Below are 18,648 nucleotides of genomic sequence, written 5' to 3' on the forward strand. Positions count from 1 at the left end.
TAAGCAAAATTTTTATGCCGCCAGGTTATAAAAACCGCCGTACGTTATATGTATTCGGCGTAGTTATAATTAGCTTGGTATTAATTATTCGCGTGATTAGTGTATACTTGATTTCGTGATGGGGGTCACAAAACGAGCCCCTGGAAAAATTCAAAGAAAAGAATACGACGAGGTAAGCATTATGAATATCAAATCATCTATCGCAACTATGGGTATCCTCTCAGCACTCTCATTCGGCGCCTTTGCCGCTGACATGATCAATGCAGACCAGGCGCAAGATCGCCAGTCTCTGGGTACCGTCTCCGTCGGCGCCATCGCCTCTTCACCGATGGACATGAACGCGCAGCTGAGCAAAAAAGCGGAAGAGCAGGGTGCATCCTCCTACCGCATCATTGAAGCGCACAGCGGTGACCGCTGGCATGCGACGGCAGAACTCTACAAATAAGTTTTACCCCAAACCCTATGAATTAATCGCTCAACGGCACCAGGCATAAGAAAAGACGTTTAACCCTTCTCGCCGTTGAGTCTCTCTTAAGGAGAACACAGTATGAAATGCAATCTGATTATCGCATCCCTTGGCCTTGCTTCCCTGATCTCATTCGGCGCAAGTGCCGCTACGCTGGTTAACAGCGATCAGGCCAGCAACCTGCAATCCGTAGGCACCGTCTCTGTTTCACAGATTGCCGGTGTACCGATGGATATCCGCCAGGAACTCTCTGCGAAAGCCGACCAGGCTGGCGCAAGCAGCTATCGCATTATTGAAGCTCGCACCGGTTCTCATACCCACGTGACGGCTGAACTGTACAAATAAACCCTCGTCGTCTGTCCGACGACTTGCCCCTGCCTCCCCTGGCAGGGGCTTTTTTTTATCAGAAATAGTAGTGAACCTGCGCGTTGATAGCCTGCTCCGCATCCATGTTGCCAAACCTTGAGTGCGCAACATCAAGCTCCATGTGGAGGTTATCGCTCACCTGCCCATCAATGCTGGCATGGTAGTGCATGCGCCCATCACGTTCGGCCTTAACCCGCATATTGCCTGCATCGTCATGAAGGATGATATCGCCATCCGCCCGCAGTTCCGTCTCATAATGCCACCCTGCCCGTAGCGTAATCGCCCGATCATCATCGCAGAAGTGCGCCCCCGCCACGATCCCTGTACGCCCCACCCACGGGATCGCGCTCTGCCGATGCAGGGAGAGAGGGAGACCACGATCGTGCCAGTGAAACGTGGCGCCAGAGAGCTTGCCCAGCACAACCTGCGCCTGCGGCTCGATGTAGGCATGCCGGGTCAGCGGATAGTGATAGCCCGCTTCAACGCCGCCTAACCAGCTGTTGGTGCGGTAATCCCGTGCGTTAAGACCGCTGAATGCCAGCCAGTCGTGATTGAACGAGTGGACATATTTCACACCCGCATCGAGATAGAGACCAGACTTGCTCAGCAACGTGGCGTAGTAGCCTGCGCCGAAATCGCGGCTGCTCCCCTGCATGCTCTCGCCACTTAACTGCTGGGTGGCGTAACTCATATAGATGCCAGAATAGAGATCGGCGCCGGGCAAGGCGCTTTTTCTGTCGATACCCGACCAGGTCATGGCGTCGTGATGGCTTACGCCCCCTTTGCCGGTGCCGTTATGGCGTTGCGTGAATGCCCACGCTCCCGCACGCCCGCCTTTTTCCCGCAACTGCATGGCGCGTTTATTCAGGCTATTCACTTCCGTAATGAACCGCTTATAACTCATGGCAAAAAAGCGTCTGGCTTTGGCAACGGCGGCGGGATCGGGCGTCTGCCGGAAACCGGTCAGAACCCACTGTGTGTTTAGCGCATCCTCTTGCCGTTTGATAATCGGCTCAAGTTTGCTAAATCCCCTCACCGCCTTTGCCGCCGTAAAGAGCGAAGCAGGCGTGCCGCGCGGGGCCGTAATCAACGGAAGATGCAGCCCCTGGAGGCGTCGGGAGAGCTTAAGCACATCCAGAAACAGAACGTTGTTTCCCCCAGCCGCACGCTGGCTAATCACGATTTTATCGCTGCTTTGCAGATCCGTACGCAGGGCAAACCCCGTATCGCTGGCCTCTAACTCACCAATTCCTAAGGTGTTAAAGCGATGCCTTCCAGCGGAAAGCCCCACCAGCGAGCGCGAAACCGAGAGCCTGCCGACCCCGGAATCGCGGCGTAGCTGCCACCGCGTCGCATTGAGGCTTAAACGTGCGCGCGGCGCAGAGAGTGAACCAATCCAGCTGCTCTGAAAACCAAAGAGCCTGGCCACGCTCCCCTTCTGCCCGGGTGTCACGCCCTCAACAAGACGCGGCACATCACTCTCACCAAAGCGGATGAACGCTTCACCCACGGCGTGAATATGTCCCCATAGCGAGGCAAAGGGGGCGACGTTAAGCGTGCTTTCATCATTAAGTTCATACGTCGCACTGCTCTTGAGCGCATAGAGTGTTGGCGTCACGCGCCCCGACGCGACAGGATTGGCCGCCAGCAGTAGCGAGGCGGAAGGGCCAACGCTCACCGTAGCGTCACTGCTCCAGCCGCCCGTTGCGGTCAGCCGCGCATTCTCCAGAAGGGTGAGCGGGGTTTGGCTGAACTGGCTGAATCCGTCCAGGGTCGCATCCCGCGACGAAACCGTGACCTGGCTATCCTGTCCGTAAACCGTGCCGGTAAATTTCTCCCGAATGGCGAGCGTCGAGTGCGCGGAGAGGTTAATGTGCCCCCAGAAGCGGCTAAGTTCCTCATCAAGCGCCCCCGTTGAACTGCCCTGGCGCGGCACGTTCACCATGCCATTGCCATCATTAATATCGATATAAGGCGTAGCGCTACCCAGCGTGATAGTCGACCCTCTGGCCTCAATGTTCCCGGTCAGTGACGCATTTCTTGCCAGATCGAACGAGGCATAATCGAGCACTAAGCGATTGACGTGAAAGATGCGGCGCTCCCAGTCCGGCTGCGTAAAAGAGACCGGTTCGCTGCGCAGTGAAAAATCCCGCAGCGAACGCAGTTTTTCAACAATTTCCGGCGTGTTATAGGCGTGGATAACAGGATGGCCCTGAAACACCAGCCGGCCATACTGCTGTGTAAAATCGCCGGCTATGTCGACCGCGCCATCGAGAATCAACGCGCCCCGCGTTCCGGGTGCGACACGGTTAGTGAAGTTAAGGTTTCCCCGCAACTGCCCGTGATACATGTAGTCCTCATCTTTAAGGCGCTCATAACGGGTGCGGATCGCCTGCTGATGATCGTGACCAACAAACTCCCAATGTTCATTGCTGTGCTGATTGTCCGGGAACCAGTCATACTCAGGCGTTTTAAGAATGAAGTAATCATTAGTGCCGGTATTGGAATTACGGTACCCATACAGCTCGCCGACCTGCCCGGTTCGCGAGTAAGACCACTCGTAGACTGGGATGGAGTCGATCGCGCGCTGATAACGTAGATGGATATCGGCCCGCTTTCCTGCACGATTAATCAGCGCGGCTCCGTAATCTTCGGCATTGAGCTGGTGGAAGGTGAGCGCATTGCCGTTAACGTCCAGCCTGCCGCCGCGAAAGCCCCATGTAATCGAATCGGGATCGACCTGCTGACCATCGCGAAGTACCACTAACGGCCTGCCGCTGACGATGCGCAGCAGGCTGCATGCCTTCACCCTGCCCTGTGCATCGGGGCGCTGGGCGAGTACCACGGTTCCGTCACCGATATTCAATCCGCCAGGATTGATGCCCAGCGCGTTAACGCTCAGCGTACCTTTTCCCACCTTATGCAAATTATCGCCTTCGGTGCCGTTCACCAGCCATTTTACCGTTGCGCCGGCAGCGACATTGACGCCGCCGCCGATCCACGTCTGCGCCTCCATCGGCGAGACGCTGGCGTTGCCATAAAAGGTTAAGCTTCCCGCGCCCTGATCGACGCTATCCTGCAACATCAAAACAGCATTCGCGCCGCGAAAAACCAGATCGTTACCGCTACTGGTACCCTCTGGGCCCTTACCCTGCATGGCATAAGTGCTTCTCCCCTGCGTTAACGTGCCCGCCCCGGTTGCCGCATCGTATCGCCAGATAAACAGCGCATTGCGTTGCCGGTTTTCTATCGCCGCACTGGCATATTTATCCCTTGTCTGCTGAATAAATTGTGGGTCAACAAAGGTGTACGCGGTCTGCTCAATAGGCCCCAGATAGAGCATGCTTAATGAGCCAACCACGATCCACTGGTTGTTCAGGCTATCCCAGGCGTAGAGCGGGGAGCCGCTATCGCCCAGTGCGCCGTGGCTCGCCAGCGGACCGTTTTTAGGGTCAAAAACATCGCCGGAGTTGATTACTAACAGTTGATAACGGTTAATCCGCGGCTGCCCGATGGTCCCACCAGTGAGAAAACGATACGCCCCCTGAATATCGCTCCGCTTACCCGAGGCATCGCTCACTTTTTGTCTGCCGGATCCCATGCGGTAAAAGAGACGAAAACGCGCCTCGTCATGCAGGGTTTTGAGCGGCATGTTTAAGGGGGCTATCGCGGCGGGCACCACCTCCGTGACCACTTTATTTAAGCGAATAACGCTAAAGTCCTTTAGCCGGATACTCTCTCTGTCCGCAAGTTCATAAGGGTAATGACCAAATTCCAGGGTGCTGAGATATGACGTGGGATTATGATGCACCGTCGTTGCATATTGCGGGTGAATAAGTGTCGCGATACCCGATCTATTATTTACGCTGCTGAAATCGGGCATCGGTGCCTGATTTAACAGGCCAACTGCCTGGCCATATTTATTATAAATGGGCACATCCCGCGCTCCCGGATAAAAAGCCCCCTTATTGGTCGCGAAATCACGATAGGTCTGATAAGGAATATCGGCATTCGCCACGGAGCGTTGAACAATGCGCGCTTTCGCATGCAGTGCGCAGGAAGGGAAAAAAAGAGATAAACAGAGTGATAGCGTGACTTCAAGCGAATATATCTTTTTCATACTAACCATCCTTTGGTTTAGTAATAGAAGAAAATATTGCTCTACATTGAAAATATAGTAATAAGCCCCTACTTATTATATTTATCGCGACAGGCGTTTTGCCCGCCGCGAATTAACTCTAGCACAGCGTGATATTTATATATTCTGAAAATAGAGCACGGCTAGCGCACATTAAAATGCAGCGCGCCCTCCAGCTCCTCTTCCGCTTCATCAAACAGCAGGATTAGCGCCCCGAAACGGCGGCGCTTCTTCTCCGGCAGATGGATAAACGCAATCTCCAGCGGCAGCGGTAGCGTTTCCCCCACTACCGTATCCCACAGCGAATCGAGATCGTGCACCTTCTCCTCCTCAAGGGCGAACTGGCGACAAAAATCGCGGTAGAAGGCGCGCTGATCGGCGATCTCTTTGAAATCGAAGGTGTAGGTTTTCATGCTCTCCATCATCTGCCGTTCCACTGTTTATAAGCCGCCTAAATGTAGCGTTTTCACTTCCATAAACTCGTCTAATCCCAGCACGGAGCCTTCGCGGCCTAAACCCGACTCCTTCACGCCGCCAAAGGGCGCGACTTCGGTCGATACCGCGCACTCGTTCACGCCAATCATGCCGCTCTCCAGCGCCTGCGAAACGCGGAATACCCGTTGCAGGTTTTGCGTATAGAAGTAGGCTGCCAGCCCAAACGGCGTGGCATTGGCGCGTTTGATCACCTCCTCTTCGCTGGTAAAGCGGAAGCAAGCGGCAAGCGGGCCGAAGGTCTCTTCCTGCGCTAGTTTCATGCCATCGCTACAGTCACCGAGCACCGTCGGCTGCCAGAAGTTACCGCCCAGCGCGTGCGGTTCGCCGCCGGTCAGCACTTTCGCGCCTTTCGCTACTGCATCTTCAACATGCTCACGCACCTTATCGACAGCGGATGACTCAATCAGCGGGCCAACGACCACACCTTCATCCATGCCATTACCCACTTTCAGCGCGTTAACCGCCTCGCTCAGCTTGCGGGTAAACGCGTCATAGACACCCTCCTGGATATAGAAGCGGTTGACGCTAACGCACACCTGGCCTGCGTTGCGGAACTTGTTCGCCACCGCGCCCTGCACTGCGGCATCAATATCCGCATCGTCAAAGACGATATAGGGCGCATTGCCGCCCAACTCCATTGAGACCTTTTTCATCGTCTCGGCTGCATTGCGCACCAGCGTTTTGCCCACTGCCGTTGAGCCAGTGAAGGAGATTTTGCGCACCTCCGGGCTTGCCATAATGGCATCGCTGATCTCAGAGGTTGTGCCAGCGACCGCGTTCAGCACGCCATCCGGGACACCCGCTTTTTTCGCCAGCGTTAACAGCGCAAAGGCGCTCAGCGGCGTATTGTTGGCGGGCTTGATCACCCCGGTGCAGCCTGCGGCTAAGGCCGGGCCAAGCTTGCGGGTCAGCATCGCCATCGGGAAGTTCCACGGCGTAATTGCCGCCACCACGCCGATAGGTTCACGGGTCGCCAGAATGCGCGATCCTGGCTTCACCGGCGGAATGATCTCGCCGTTGGCGCGTTTGGCCTGCTCGGCAAACCACTGAATAAAGCTGGCGGCGTACTCGACTTCGCCCTCCGCCTCCTTCAACGGCTTACCCTGCTCGCTGGTCATCAAACGCCCCAGCCAGCTTTTGTTCTCAATAATCAACTCATACCAGCGATAGAGAATGGTTGAGCGCTCTTTGGCGGTTTTTGCCCGCCAGGCGGGAAAGGCGCGCGCCGCGGCGGCAATCGCCTCTTCGGTCTCTTTTTTCCCCGCTTTCGCCACGCGCGCGATCACCTCGCCGCTGGCCGGGTTCAGAACCTCAAAGGTGGTCTCCAGGGTTTTCCAGACGCCATCGACCAGATAACCGGTCTGAAAAAGCGCACTCTCCTGCAATGCCTGCGTGCTCATGAGTTCTCCTGATCTGCGGTGTGTTGATTCTCCTGTGAAGTATAGTCATAAAAAAACCGACGCTTAGGGCGTCGGCTTTGTCATTAATTGCTGGTTAGCGCGTGTTGATACTTATGTAGCATGCCGGTTAACCGCTCGACCGGCTCCGTCACCTGCGGCGAGGCATTCCACTCGCGCAGTTTCTGCTGATAGACCGCCAGCTCTTCAAGCAACTGGGTAAAGTAGCGACGCCGTTTGGTATCGGATCCGGCGGCGATCACCTCTGCGGCTGTGCGGCGCAACTGCCGGTGGAAGGCCGAGAGATCGTCATTGATCGGCACCGGCGCATCGCGCAGCCGCTGGTGGGCAATGATCAGCGTTAACGCGAGGCGAAACTTCGCTACGTCGCCGGGAAACTTATTCAGCAGCAGGAAGAGCTGTTGATAGAGCGCCGGAAGGTGGTTCTCTTTACGCCGGGCGGTGTTGGTGGTCATCGCCGAGACCGCTGCCGAGACAAACTGGTTAAGCAGCACGCGTCCGGTGCGCGCCTGCGAGTTATCGCGCACCAGCAGGATCACCGTTATCGCCAGCACCACGCCCACTAATTGCCCCAATGCACTATCGAGGAAAAAGCTGAATTTGAAGGTCATCGGGTTATCCAGCACCAGAATATTGATGGTGCCTGCCAGCGTCGCCATCGATCCCAGCCGCCGTTTCTGCACTTCGATGCCAATAAAGAAGGCCAGCACCGCAAGGCTGATACAGAGCAGCAGCATGCTTTGCTGGGTGGCGGGCAGAATAACCAGGAAGTAGAGCGCGCCAATCGGTAGCGCCCACAGCATGCCGTAGACGAAATCTTTCGCCACCATAATTGGATTGGGTAGCCGCATCGCCAGCGAGGTGACAACGGCAATCATCACCATCGCCCCGCTGCCGGAGGTCCAGCCGGTCCACAGCCAGAAGAGCGTGCCGAGGGCGCAGGAGAGCGTGGTGCGCCAGAAGTTAATCATTGCGTGGTGGCGCTCGGCGGACTCCGCTTTCACCACCGCTTCGCCCCGCAGCACCTCCTCTTCGATGGCGCTGATTTTGGTATTGCCAATCACGCCGCGCTTAAGCAGCAGGTAGCGCGTCGCCGCCCCGACCCAGCTGTAGAGCGTCACCGGCGTGTCGCGCTCGCCGGTCCAGATAATCACCCGGCGCATGCGTTTTAACTGCCGGTGCACGTCCTGCACCGTTTCGACCGGCTCGTCGAACAGCTCGCGAAAGGTATCGGTAATCAGATCCGGGCGCGTGTTCTGAATCAGGTAGGTCTCGCACGCCTGGGTAATCAGCGTCAGCGAGAGGGTGTTGATTACCTTCAGACGGCGGTTTGCCAGCCCCCAGCGCGAGGATTCGATCTTCAGGTTGCTGCGCATACCGTCCAGCCCGGCGGTGCGGCGAACCAGCGCCGCCCAGGCGGCATCGACCTCTTCGCTGTCGCCATGCTTGATACAGAGTTGCATCAACTGGTAGTGCGCCACCAGCAGGCTATCGAGCTCCTGGTCAATCACCTGCTTCACCGAGCGCGGCGAGAAGAGCAGATCGGCGACAATCGCGCACAGAATCCCCACCACGATCTCACTACAGCGCTCCACGGCGTATTGCGGTGCCAGCAGCGGGTTGGGCTCAATGGTGATAACAATGATCAGCGCCGTATAGCCCGCCAGCCCCCAGGCGTAGGAGTTCTCAACGCGTATCAGCGAAGAGACCCAGGTACAAAAGCCCGCCCAGATGCAACTCACCAGCAGCATCAGCAGCGGCGTGCGGATCAGCATAATGATGATGGTCAGCCCGGCAATACAGCCGATAAAGGTCCCGGCGATACGCAACATACCCCGGTAGCGGATCGCGCCGGAATAAGGCTCACCGCCTGCCGCAAAAGCGGGACCGGCGGCAACAATCGCCGCGGTCAGCACCGCCCAGCGCGGTGTTTCAAGCTGGAAGTGAAAGCCGACAAACAGCGCCAGCACTACCGCGCCGGCCAGTTTGCAGGCAAAGCGCAGATGCTGGCTGGCGATAGAGAACAGCCCCATAGCGATTACCCCAGCTCACGCAGACGGTGGGCGATTTTACGAAACAGCGAATCGTGGCTGGCGTCGCGATCGGTTTTGCCGGTGACCACGACGGTTGCGGTGGTGCCTGCCGGCCACAGGTTGCCCTGCTGTTTATCCAGACGGATGCGCACCGGCACGCGCTGCGCCAGGCGAACCCATTCAAGGTTGGAGTCGACGGTCGCCATCCCTTTGCTGTCATTAGTGCTGCTGGAGTTGGTTACCCCGGCGGCGACGCTGTCGACGGTGCCTTTCAGCACCTGATTGCTGCCTAACGGCGTGATCTCAGCGCGATAACCGGCGCGTACGCCCTCAAGCTTGGTCTCTTCCATATAGGCCAGCACATAGAAACTGTTCTGTTTCACCAGCGCCACGGCGGTAGAGCCGCGGGTGATGAACTCACCGGCGTAAACGTTAAGGTTGGTGACCCAGCCATCGGCCGGCGCACGAATCGTAGTGCGCTCCAGATCGAGCTTCGCCAGATCGCGCGTCGCCTGCGCTTTCGCCAACTGATGCAGTTCGGTTTGCAGGGTGTTATTCGCCTGATCAATCTCTTCGCGCGACATCGCCTGAATACCCAACTGGTTGCGGCGACCGGCTTCGCGTCGCTTCTCATTGACCAGCGCCTGGTAATAGGCGACATCGGCTTCATCCTGCTCAAGCGCTTTTTGGTAGCGCGGCTGGTCGATGGTGAAGAGCACCTGGCCCTGTTTGACCAGCTGGTTATCGTGAACATCGACGCTGGTGACCAGCCCGGTGACATCCGGGGCGATGGCTACCACGTCGGCGGTGAAGCGCGCATCGCGCGTCCAGGGAGATTCGGTGTAGTAAACCCAGGCGCGGAAAATGGCGATAAACGCCAGGATAACAAGCGCCACGGTGATCGCGGTACGGGTGATATTTCTTGTTAGTGTTTTCACTTCTACCTCAAACAAATAAACGCGACAGCAGGTAAAACAGGCAGCAATAGAGCGCGGTGTTAAACAGCGCAGGATGCCAGACAAAATCGTAGATCCCGGTCGGGATCAGCATCCGACGCACCAGCCAGAAAATCGCCAGCGACAAAATCAGCTCGAAAAAAATCGGTGGGAACGACAAACCGAACACCACGATGACGGGAAACAGACTCATGTTGACCTTGGTTTTTTTACGCTTGCAGGTGATAAATCGTTCGTACGCCACCGCAGGAAAGGGCAAGGAGAGCCAGGCGAGAGTGACGTGAATATTATGGATAGATAGTATATTAGCGTAACTGTTATGCTGTTATCTATATTATGTGATCTAAATCACTTTTAAGTCAGAGTGAATAATGGAACGTTTAAAACGCATGTCGGTGTTCGCCAAAGTGGTGGAACTGGGCTCCTTTACCGCCGCTGCACGTCAGTTGCAGATGAGCGTTTCGTCCATCAGCCAGACCGTGGCGAAGCTGGAGGATGAGCTGCAGGTAAAGCTGCTGAACCGCAGCACGCGCAGCATTGGGCTGACCGAAGCGGGAAAGATCTACTATCAGGGCTGTCGCAGAATGCTCCATGAGGTGCAGGATGTGCACGAGCAGCTCTACGCCTTTAACAATACGCCCATCGGCACGCTGCGCATCGGTAGCTCTTCAACCATGGCGCAAAATGTGCTGGCAAAAATGACCGCCGAGATGCTGAAAGAGCACCCGGGGCTGTCGGTGAATCTGGTAACGGGGATCCCCGCGCCGGATCTTATCGCCGACGGGCTGGACGTGGTGATCCGCGTAGGCGCGTTGCAGGATTCCAGCCTCTTCTCCCGCCGCCTCGGCACCATGCCGATGGTGGTCTGCGCGGCCAAAAACTATCTCGCCCACTACGGCACGCCGGAAAAACCGGCCGATATGGTGAACCACTCGTGGCTGGAGTACAGCGTGCGCCCGGATAACGAGTTTGAACTGGTGGCCCCGGAAGGGATCGCTACGCGCCTGATCCCGCAGGGGCGGTTTGTCACCAACGATCCGATGACCTTAACCCGCTGGCTAACCGCCGGCGCGGGGATCGCCTACGTGCCGCTAATGTGGGTGATCGAGGAGATCAACAGCGGCCAGCTTGAGATCCTGCTCCCGCGCTACCAGTCGGATCCGCGCCCGGTTTACGCGCTCTACACGCAGAAAGATAAGCTGCCGCTGAAAGTGCAGGTCTGCATTAACTATTTGACGGATTACTTTATCGAGGTGGCGAAGGTCTACCAGAGCATGCAGGGGCGCAGGGTGTGAAAGCATTCACCCTCTTTGCGCAAAGAGGGTGAACGGTAAGGATTAGGCCGTGCCGCCGACGGTCAGATTGTCGACCTTCAGCGTCGGTTGACCCACGCCAACCGGCAGGCTCTGCCCCTCTTTGCCGCAGACGCCAACGCCGTTATCGAGCTTCAGATCGTTACCCACCATGGAGATCTGCTGCATCGCTTCGATGCCGGAGCCAATCAGGGTCGCGCCTTTCACCGCTTTGGTCACTTTGCCTTTTTCGATCAGGTACGCCTCGGAGGTGGAGAAGACGAACTTGCCGGAGGTGATATCCACCTGGCCGCCGCCGAAGTTCGGCGCATAAATGCCGAACTCCACGGATTCGATAATCTCTTGCGGCGTCGATTTGCCCGCCAGCATATAGGTGTTGGTCATACGCGGCATCGGCAGATGGGCATAAGACTCTCGACGGCCGTTACCGGTCGGCTTCACGCCCATCAGGCGCGCGTTCATCTTGTCCTGCATATAGCCTTTCAGCACGCCGTTTTCGATCAGCGTATTGTACTGACCCGGCGTCCCTTCATCGTCAATGGCAACTGAACCACGGCGATCGGCGATGGTGCCGTCATCGACCACGGTGCAAAGCTCGGAGGCAACCAGCTGCCCCATCTGGCCGCTGAATACGGAAGTGCCGCGACGGTTGAAATCCCCTTCAAGGCCGTGACCGACCGCTTCGTGCAGCAGCACGCCCGGCCAGCCTGCGCCCAGCACCACCGGCAGCGTGCCCGCAGGCGCAGCGACGGCAGAGAGATTGACCAGCGCCATACGCACCGCCTCGTGCGCCCAGGCGTCGGCACGAACTTCACCATCCACCTCTTGCAGGAACCACTCGTAACCGAAACGACCGCCGCCACCGCTGGCACCGCGCTCGCGTTTACCGTCATCTTCAACCTGTACGCTGACAGAGAGACGTACCAGCGGGCGCACATCGGCCGCCAGCGTGCCGTCCGTCGCCGCCACCAGAATCAGTTCATAGACGCCGGTCAGGCTGGCGGTCACTTCCTGCACTCGCTTATCGGCAGCGCGTGCCGCTTTATCGACGCGACGCAGGATATCGAGCTTCTCTTCGCGGCTCATGCTTTGCAGCGGATCGATGCTGGTATAGAGGCTCTGATGCTCGACCGCGCCGAGAGTTTTGACTTTACCGTCGCCCTCTTCGCGGACGATGGTGCGCGCGGCCTGCGCGCTCTGCTCTAACGCCAGCAGGCTGATCTGGTCTGCGTAAGCAAAACCGGTTTTCTCGCCGCTGATGGCGCGCACGCCCACGCCCTGGTCAATATTGTACGAACCATCTTTGATGATGCGGTCTTCTAAAACCCAGGATTCGTGATAGCTCGACTGGAAATAGAGGTCGCCGTAGTCAAGACGACGCGCGGTCAGTTGACCGAGAATGGCAAACACATCCTGATGATTCAGGCCATTCGCTGCCAGCAGTTGTTCACTCACCAGATTAAGACTCATCATGTTTTCTCGTCGTTGCCGCCACATCGGGCAATAAAAAAGTGCGATACAAGGAGCTTGAGGCAATTCGCTGATGCCGTCAAATCATTGCTTTTTGTCGGTGCGCGGCTGGCGCATCACTTCGTTGATCTGCGGCTGGTCTACCGGACCGGTAATGCGGTAGCGCAAAATGGAGACTTTATTCCACAGCGGACCCAGCACTTTACTGGCCGCGAACACCGCCGCGCCAACAATCGGGTTGACGGCAAACGCCGCCGCCACGCCAACGGTCGCGGAAATTTCTGGTGCCACCACCGCTTCAACATCAAGCTGGCGACGCACCAGATCCACCGAGCCTTTCATCGCGATATCCGCTTCCAGCCCGTCGACCAGCGTGTCATCGGTGTGCAGGACGCCATCTTTGATCCACGCCGTGCTGCGAATGGAGTCAAACCAGAAGCCCTCGTTACTGAAGGTGTCGCTGAAATCAAAGCGCAGCTTGCGCAGCAGCGAATCGACGCTGAACAGGCGCAGGATCTGCCCGGCATGACCGGTGCTGATATCATCGATTTTGCCTTTGCCGAGGCGCGTGCGCAGAATGCCGTTGAGCGATGCTTCCTGCGGCTGCCACGGCGCGCTGCGCCAGTGCAGATCGTAATTGACGTTGAACGGCGCATCGCGCACCGGCGTCGGCACCCCGAAGAAGCTCATCGCCGAATCGAGCTTATCGCCGCGCAAAATGCCCTTAATGGACGTGCGCTCGCCGCCCGCGCGGTTGACCCACTCGCCGTCGGCGGTCAGGCGCGCGACACCGCTATCGACCAGCCCATTTGCCAGCGTCAGCGTATCGCCTTTAATGGCGAAATCGCCCTCGATACGGCCATATTTCTGCCCCCACAGCCAGCACTCTTTACAGCGCAGTTGCAGATCGGGCCAGCCGCTGAAATCAATGCGCTGCTGCTCGCTGAAAAGCGTGGTTGGCGAAGTGATATCTTTCGTCTTCGCGGCGCTCGCCGGGTTGTAGTAGAGATAACGAATATCGGCCTGCCACGGCGCGTTTTTATTGATCTTCAGCGTCGCATTAAGCTCGCGGCCCTGCGCGTCAATAGTGGTGCCAGCAAACTGCGGCTGCGAGACGATGCTCATATTATTCCACTGCTGCCCGCCGAGCGTCAGGGCGGGCGTGCGCAGCGTGATGCGCGACGGCAGTGAAGCGCTGCTGCTGACATGGCTTGCCGCGCCCTGATTAAACAGCGCCAGCCACTGCGCGCCATCCAGCGGTGGCAGATTAAGCTCCAGCCCGCTCTGCTCCGGCAGCGGCGGTGTGGTTTTACTCTCCGAGGTCCAGATGCCGCGATCAAGGGCCAGCTTGCTGCCGAGCAGCCAGCGGCTGTTGAAGTGATTATCCGCGCCTGCGTTACCGGTCAGCGCAAAGCTGTGCAGGTTACCATCCACTTTCACCTTCACCGGCAGCGCATGGCCTGCCCGCTTTTCAAGCGGCGGCGGTAAAGTGCTGGCGATATTGCCGAGATCGCCTGCCAGGTTAACTTTATAGCTCGCTTCGCCGTGGTAAGGGAGCGTCACGCCAACATCCCCTTTCCACGTCACGTTTCCGCGCAGCGCATCGTTAAGCTGCTCCGGCAGCACACCGGTACGCGATGGTTGCCAGTTGCCGTTGAGATTCACCGCCACCTCGTAGGCTTTAGCGCCCTCAGTGGTGGTGAAATCGACATTCAGCGGTTGGTTAAACCAGGTAGCGGTCAGCGGCTCGCTCTTCAGGTTGCCATTCACAAAGCTGAATTTGCCATTGAGGTTTTTCAGCGTGCTGCTGATGGGCTTGATAAACAGCGAATTGTTCTTCAGCGCGACTTCGCCTTTGGCCAGCGTCATCTCGCCGTCCAGCGGAATATCGAGATGTAAGCGAGCGCTCACATCACCGTCAATTTGCAGCTCATCTAACGCGCTGCCGAGCGAGTCATTCAGCGGCGTCTGTTTAAAATAGGGGCCGACCTCTTTGCCCGGCCCGTTGATATCGGCATCAATGATCAGCTTCTCTTTGATGTAATCCGGGATCGCAGCGGCCAGCTTGCTGGCGGTCACGCCGCCGAGCATCACTTTGTCGCTCTTCATCCATAAACCGTCATTGAGGAAGTCGAGGCTAATATCGAGGTTTTGCAGCGCGGGCCAGTCCGGCTGGAAGGCAAAGGTGGCATTGCGCAGGGGCACCAGTACTTCAAACTGCCCTTCATTATGCTTATAGGGGAAGAGGCTCGGGTCACCGGCGAAGACCAGCGTGGCGTTTTCCGTCTGTCCGCCTTTAATTGCGCCGCTGAGATAGTCCACCAGCGCTTTGCCCATCAGGTTTTCCGGGAAGTAACGCCACGCCTGCCCGGCGTCGGAGACGTTAATTCCGGCCAGAATGCTGAGCCACGGCGCTTTGCCTTCCGGTTGCAGATAACGAAAATCCCCGCGCGCGTGCAGCCCGGTGGCCTGCACATCAATATTGCGCCCGTCCAGCTGGAAGCCCTGCTCGTTCTTCTGCCAGTTGAGCGTGGCCAGCCCTTTTTCAATCTCCAGCGGCGCACGGAACACCGTTTCATACGGCATCTTCGCCTGTGAGATATCGGCGGTTAGGCGCCCGTTTTCAACGCTCCCCTCAAGCGTGCCGGCGAAGTGCTCCATACCAGGCAGCAGCTTCCATTGATGCCAGCTGAGATCCTGCCAGCGCGCCTGGAAGCGGCTCTTTTCCGGCGTTTTTAACGGGATATCGACCGCCAGCCGCGCAAGCTTGCCCGCCGGTTGCAGGGTGTTCCAGATGTCATACATCGCCGGGGAGATCTTCTGCGCAATCGGCATCAGCCCGTCGAGGCTATTCAGTTCAAGGTTGGTGGCACGAACGCGTAGCTCATCGCTCGCCTCTTTCGCTTCCTGCGCCGGGACCCAGGCAAAGCTGAGCGCGCCCTGCGGCCAGGGTTTATCATCAATCGCAATGCGCGTGACCGGTACGTCAAACTGCCAGCCCGCTTTCTGACGGCTGATATGGGTGGTCAGGTTGTCGACGGTCAGGCGATGGGTGGTGTTATTCCCCAGCCAGCTGGCACCGCCTTTTTTCAGCCACACATCGCCGCTTTCAATTTCGCCCTTGTTGAGCGTCATCCACCCTTCGAGGCTAAAGCGGGCGGAGGTCAGCGCGACCTTATCCTGCATCCACTGGCTGAGCCACGGTTTGACGTCGATATCATCGGCTTGTAGCCAGACGCGGCCGTTATTCAGCAGGCCATTGTCATCACGCAGATCCATACGCACCTGCATCACGCCATGCTGCCCGGTGAGGCTGGTGAGGCTCACCTGCCCTTCGGCACGGTGGCGATCGTCGCCGTTAAGCCAGGTGAGCTGCGGGATCGCCAGTTCGGCGCGTTGACCAGAGGGAGTTAAAAAGCTGACGCGGCTGTCGCGCAGATCGAAGTGATCGAACTGGCGCAGAAAGAGATCGCTGATGCGATCTTTGCCGAGGGTGTTGTCCTCTTCGCTGCTCTCAAGTGGGGTATTGCTGTTAACCGCGAGTTGGTAAAAGGTGAGATCGCGAAACTGCCAGCGCAGGTGCAGCAGGCTCTGCCAGACGTCGAGCGCCAGGGTAACGCGCTTTACCTCAACGCTGCCGCCATCTTTCAGCGTGGCCTGAATATCGCGAACCTCCAGCTCCGGGCCGAAGGTTTGCCAGCGCGCCTGAAACTCGCTGGCCTTAAGCGGAAGCCCGGTTTGTGCAGAGATGCGCGCCAGAATTGGCTCACGCCACTCATTAAGGTGCGGTAACACAAGGCGCAGCCCGCTTACCAGCAGCGCCGCGATAACGATCAGCGTCGCGCCTGTAAGCAGTAATATCCCCGGCAGTCGCCTCACGCCTCTCTCCTTGTCAAACCTATCAGACCCGCTTGTGTCGCAGCATGGCCGCGAATTACATCATGACTACGTCAAACTGCTCCTGATTATAGAGCGGCTCGATTTGTACTTTGACCTGCTTACCGACGAAGATCTCCACCTCCGCCAGCGCATGGGACTCTTCGCTCTTCAGCGCTTCCGCCACGGCCGGAGAGGCGTAGACCAGGAAGCGATCGGAGTCGTAGGCGTGATGCACGCGCACGATTTCGCGCATGATTTCATAGCACACCGTTTCGACCGTCTTTACCGTGCCGCGCCCGTGACAGGTCGGACACTCATTGCACAGCACATGTTCAACGCTTTCGCGGGTGCGTTTGCGGGTCATCTCCACCAGGCCAAGCTGGGAGAAACCGTTGATGCTGGTTTTCACCCGATCTTTGCTCAGCGCCTGCTCCAGCGAGTGCAGCACGCGGCGGCGGTGATCCTCATTATTCATATCGATAAAGTCGATAATGATAATGCCGCCGAGATTGCGCAGCCGCAGCTGGCGGGCGATCGCCTGGGTGGCTTCAATGTTGGTATTGAAGATGGTGTCGTCGAGATTGCGATGGCCAACAAACGCGCCGGTGTTGATGTCGACGGTGGTCATCGCTTCGGTTTGATCGATAATCAGGTAGCCGCCCGATTTCAGCTCCACTTTGCGCTCCAGCGCGCGCTGGATTTCGTTCTCGACATCAAAGAGATCGAAGATTGGCTGGCGGCCGCTGTAGTGCTCAAGCTTGCTGGTCATCTCCGGGATGTACTCCGCGGTAAACTCCAGCAGCGCTTCAAAGGTGAGGCGCGAGTCAACGCGGATGCGATCGAGATGGGCATCGGCGAAATCGCGCAGGACGCGCTGGGCTAACGCCAGCTCGCCGTAGAGCTTATAACGCGTCTGCTGGCGCTTTTTGCGCTCCATTACCTTCGTCCAGACGCGCTTCAGGTAGGCCGCGTCAGAGGCGAGATCCTCTTCGCAAACCCCTTCCGCCGCGGTGCGAATGATAAACCCGCCCTGCTCATCGCAGTAGCTCGCCACCACCTTCTTCAGGCGATCGCGCTCGGCTTCGCTCTCAATACGCTGAGAGACGCCAACGTGCGCGGCGCCCGGCATAAAGACCAGGTAACGGGAGGGTAAAGTGATGTCGGTAGTCAGACGCGCGCCTTTGGTGCCGAGGGGATCTTTCACCACCTGCACCATCAGGTCCTGACCCTGGCGCACCAGCTCGGAGATATCGCGTACGGTAAAGTTCTTCTGCTCTTCACCGGCAACGCATTCAGTGTGCGGCATAATGTCGGAGGCGTGTAGAAACGCCGCCTTTTCCAGACCAATATCTACAAAAGCCGCCTGCATACCCGGTAGCACCCGGCTGACCCGACCTTTGTAGATATTGCCTACTATCCCGCGCCGTGCTTCGCGCTCGATATGAATTTCCTGCAGAATGCCGCCGTCAATATAGGCAACACGCGTTTCCGATGGTGTAACGTTGACCAGTAATTCAGCCGTCATGATTATCTCTTCCTTCACGCACTGCGTTGAAATTGCTCAGCAATTCAAAGGTTTCCACCAGCGGCAAGCCAACGACAGCGTGATAGCTCCCGTTAATTTTCCTGACAAAGCAACCGCCCAGCCCCTGAATACCATACGCACCGGCTTTATCCAGCGGTTCCCCGCTCGCCACATAGTCGGCAATATCCTTTTCTGATAACGCTCTGAAGGTCACTTCGGTTTCCACCAGACACTCCAGCACCTGCTCACGGTCCGCAATAGCGACGGCGGTCATCACCTGGTGAGTCTGCCCGGAGAGTTGACGCAGCATAGTGGCAGCATGCGAGGAGTCCTGCGGTTTTTCAAGCACTTCCCCATTTAATATGACAATAGTGTCGGCGCCCAGCACCGGCAGATCGCGCGATGCCATCGCCACGCCCGCCTGCGCTTTTTCCCGCGCCAGCCGCGCCACGTACTGCCTGGCGCTCTCGCCGGCCTGCCGCTGCTCCTCAATACCCGGAACAATACGCTCAAACGACACCCCAAGCTGCGTCAGTAATTCCTGACGGCGGGGAGAACCAGAAGCAAGCCAGATAGCTGTCATATCAAC

At 57.6% G+C, this 18,648-nt stretch carries 13 protein-coding genes; 3 read left to right on the forward strand and 10 right to left on the reverse strand.

Annotated features, from left to right (window positions below; genetic code table 11):
• Window positions 1–181: 181 nt before the first annotated feature.
• Window positions 182–445 (forward strand): peroxide/acid stress response protein YhcN, encoded by a 264-nt coding sequence (gene yhcN, locus ABIC80_RS20180; RefSeq protein ID WP_023480826.1) that lies wholly within the window; start codon window positions 182–184, stop codon window positions 443–445.
• 102 nt (window positions 446–547) lie between these two features.
• A complete protein-coding gene (yhcN, locus tag ABIC80_RS20185) occupies window positions 548–811 on the forward strand; it encodes a peroxide/acid stress response protein YhcN (protein WP_429178401.1) in 264 nt (87 codons plus the stop codon).
• A gap of 58 nt (window positions 812–869) precedes the next feature.
• Here the strand turns inward: yhcN (ABIC80_RS20185) and ABIC80_RS20190 are convergent, their stop codons facing one another.
• The 6 genes from ABIC80_RS20190 to aaeX all read right to left on the reverse strand — a co-directional run bounded on the left by ABIC80_RS20190 (window position 870) and on the right by aaeX (window position 10,065).
• The gene (locus tag ABIC80_RS20190) at window positions 870–4,952 is read right to left on the reverse strand and encodes a S6 family peptidase (RefSeq protein ID WP_429178402.1); all 4,083 of its coding nucleotides are present in this window, start codon (window positions 4,950–4,952) and stop codon (window positions 870–872) included.
• Window positions 4,953–5,113: 161 nt separating this feature from the next.
• A complete protein-coding gene (locus ABIC80_RS20195; protein WP_429178413.1) occupies window positions 5,114–5,383 on the reverse strand; it encodes a barstar family protein in 270 nt (89 codons plus the stop codon).
• Between the two features lie 27 nt (window positions 5,384–5,410).
• Window positions 5,411–6,865 carry an NAD-dependent succinate-semialdehyde dehydrogenase gene (locus tag ABIC80_RS20200; RefSeq protein ID WP_263753870.1) on the reverse strand — a complete coding sequence of 485 codons (1,455 nt, stop codon included), beginning with the start codon at window positions 6,863–6,865 and terminating at the stop codon, window positions 5,411–5,413.
• 83 nt (window positions 6,866–6,948) lie between these two features.
• Entirely contained in the window at window positions 6,949–8,916 is a 1,968-nt protein-coding gene (aaeB, locus tag ABIC80_RS20205) for a p-hydroxybenzoic acid efflux pump subunit AaeB (RefSeq protein ID WP_429178403.1), read from the reverse strand.
• 5 nt (window positions 8,917–8,921) lie between these two features.
• Window positions 8,922–9,854, reverse strand: a complete 933-nt coding sequence (gene aaeA, locus ABIC80_RS20210; protein WP_076770292.1) for a p-hydroxybenzoic acid efflux pump subunit AaeA — start codon at window positions 9,852–9,854, stop codon at window positions 8,922–8,924.
• A 7-nt stretch (window positions 9,855–9,861) separates the two neighbouring features.
• Window positions 9,862–10,065 (reverse strand): p-hydroxybenzoic acid efflux pump operon protein AaeX, encoded by a 204-nt coding sequence (gene aaeX, locus ABIC80_RS20215; RefSeq protein WP_023480966.1) that lies wholly within the window; start codon window positions 10,063–10,065, stop codon window positions 9,862–9,864.
• 178 nt (window positions 10,066–10,243) lie between these two features.
• Here aaeX and aaeR point away from each other — a divergent pair, with 178 nt between their 5' ends.
• Complete coding sequence (gene aaeR / locus ABIC80_RS20220; RefSeq protein WP_242388298.1) at window positions 10,244–11,167, forward strand: HTH-type transcriptional activator AaeR; 924 nt, start codon at window positions 10,244–10,246, stop codon at window positions 11,165–11,167.
• A 42-nt stretch (window positions 11,168–11,209) separates the two neighbouring features.
• On the opposite strand, the gene tldD is transcribed toward aaeR, so the two are convergent.
• The 4 genes from tldD to ABIC80_RS20240 all read right to left on the reverse strand — a co-directional run bounded on the left by tldD (window position 11,210) and on the right by ABIC80_RS20240 (window position 18,642).
• The gene (tldD, locus tag ABIC80_RS20225) at window positions 11,210–12,655 is read right to left on the reverse strand and encodes a metalloprotease TldD (protein WP_429178414.1); all 1,446 of its coding nucleotides are present in this window, start codon (window positions 12,653–12,655) and stop codon (window positions 11,210–11,212) included.
• Between the two features lie 84 nt (window positions 12,656–12,739).
• Window positions 12,740–16,534, reverse strand: a complete 3,795-nt coding sequence (gene yhdP, locus ABIC80_RS20230; protein ID WP_429178404.1) for an AsmA2 domain-containing protein YhdP — start codon at window positions 16,532–16,534, stop codon at window positions 12,740–12,742.
• 55 nt (window positions 16,535–16,589) lie between these two features.
• Entirely contained in the window at window positions 16,590–18,059 is a 1,470-nt protein-coding gene (gene rng, locus ABIC80_RS20235; RefSeq protein WP_076769264.1) for a ribonuclease G, read from the reverse strand.
• Window positions 18,049–18,642 (reverse strand): Maf family protein, encoded by a 594-nt coding sequence (locus ABIC80_RS20240; protein WP_367164946.1) that lies wholly within the window; start codon window positions 18,640–18,642, stop codon window positions 18,049–18,051. Before ABIC80_RS20240 ends, rng begins: the two co-directional genes overlap by 11 nt.
• Between the last annotated feature and the right edge of the window lie 6 nt (window positions 18,643–18,648).

Origin of the sequence: Kosakonia sp. 1610, assembly GCF_050435845.1 — a bacterium.
Lineage (GTDB): Bacteria > Pseudomonadota > Gammaproteobacteria > Enterobacterales > Enterobacteriaceae > Kosakonia > Kosakonia cowanii.

Excerpts from the sequence above, each read along its gene's own strand:
- yhcN (WP_023480826.1), top strand. The coding sequence starts at position 182 with ATGAATATCAAATCATCTATCGCAACTATGGGTATCCTCTCAGCACTC.
- yhcN (WP_429178401.1), top strand. The coding sequence starts at position 548 with ATGAAATGCAATCTGATTATCGCATCCCTTGGCCTTGCTTCCCTGATC.
- ABIC80_RS20190 (WP_429178402.1), bottom strand. The coding sequence starts at position 4,952 with ATGAAAAAGATATATTCGCTTGAAGTCACGCTATCACTCTGTTTATCT.
- ABIC80_RS20195 (WP_429178413.1), bottom strand. The coding sequence starts at position 5,383 with ATGAAAACCTACACCTTCGATTTCAAAGAGATCGCCGATCAGCGCGCC.
- ABIC80_RS20200 (WP_263753870.1), bottom strand. The coding sequence starts at position 6,865 with ATGAGCACGCAGGCATTGCAGGAGAGTGCGCTTTTTCAGACCGGTTAT.
- aaeB (WP_429178403.1), bottom strand. The coding sequence starts at position 8,916 with ATGGGGCTGTTCTCTATCGCCAGCCAGCATCTGCGCTTTGCCTGCAAA.
- aaeX (WP_023480966.1), bottom strand. The coding sequence starts at position 10,065 with ATGAGTCTGTTTCCCGTCATCGTGGTGTTCGGTTTGTCGTTCCCACCG.
- aaeR (WP_242388298.1), top strand. The coding sequence starts at position 10,244 with ATGGAACGTTTAAAACGCATGTCGGTGTTCGCCAAAGTGGTGGAACTG.
- tldD (WP_429178414.1), bottom strand. The coding sequence starts at position 12,655 with ATGAGTCTTAATCTGGTGAGTGAACAACTGCTGGCAGCGAATGGCCTG.
- rng (WP_076769264.1), bottom strand. The coding sequence starts at position 18,059 with ATGACGGCTGAATTACTGGTCAACGTTACACCATCGGAAACGCGTGTT.
- ABIC80_RS20240 (WP_367164946.1), bottom strand. The coding sequence starts at position 18,642 with ATGACAGCTATCTGGCTTGCTTCTGGTTCTCCCCGCCGTCAGGAATTA.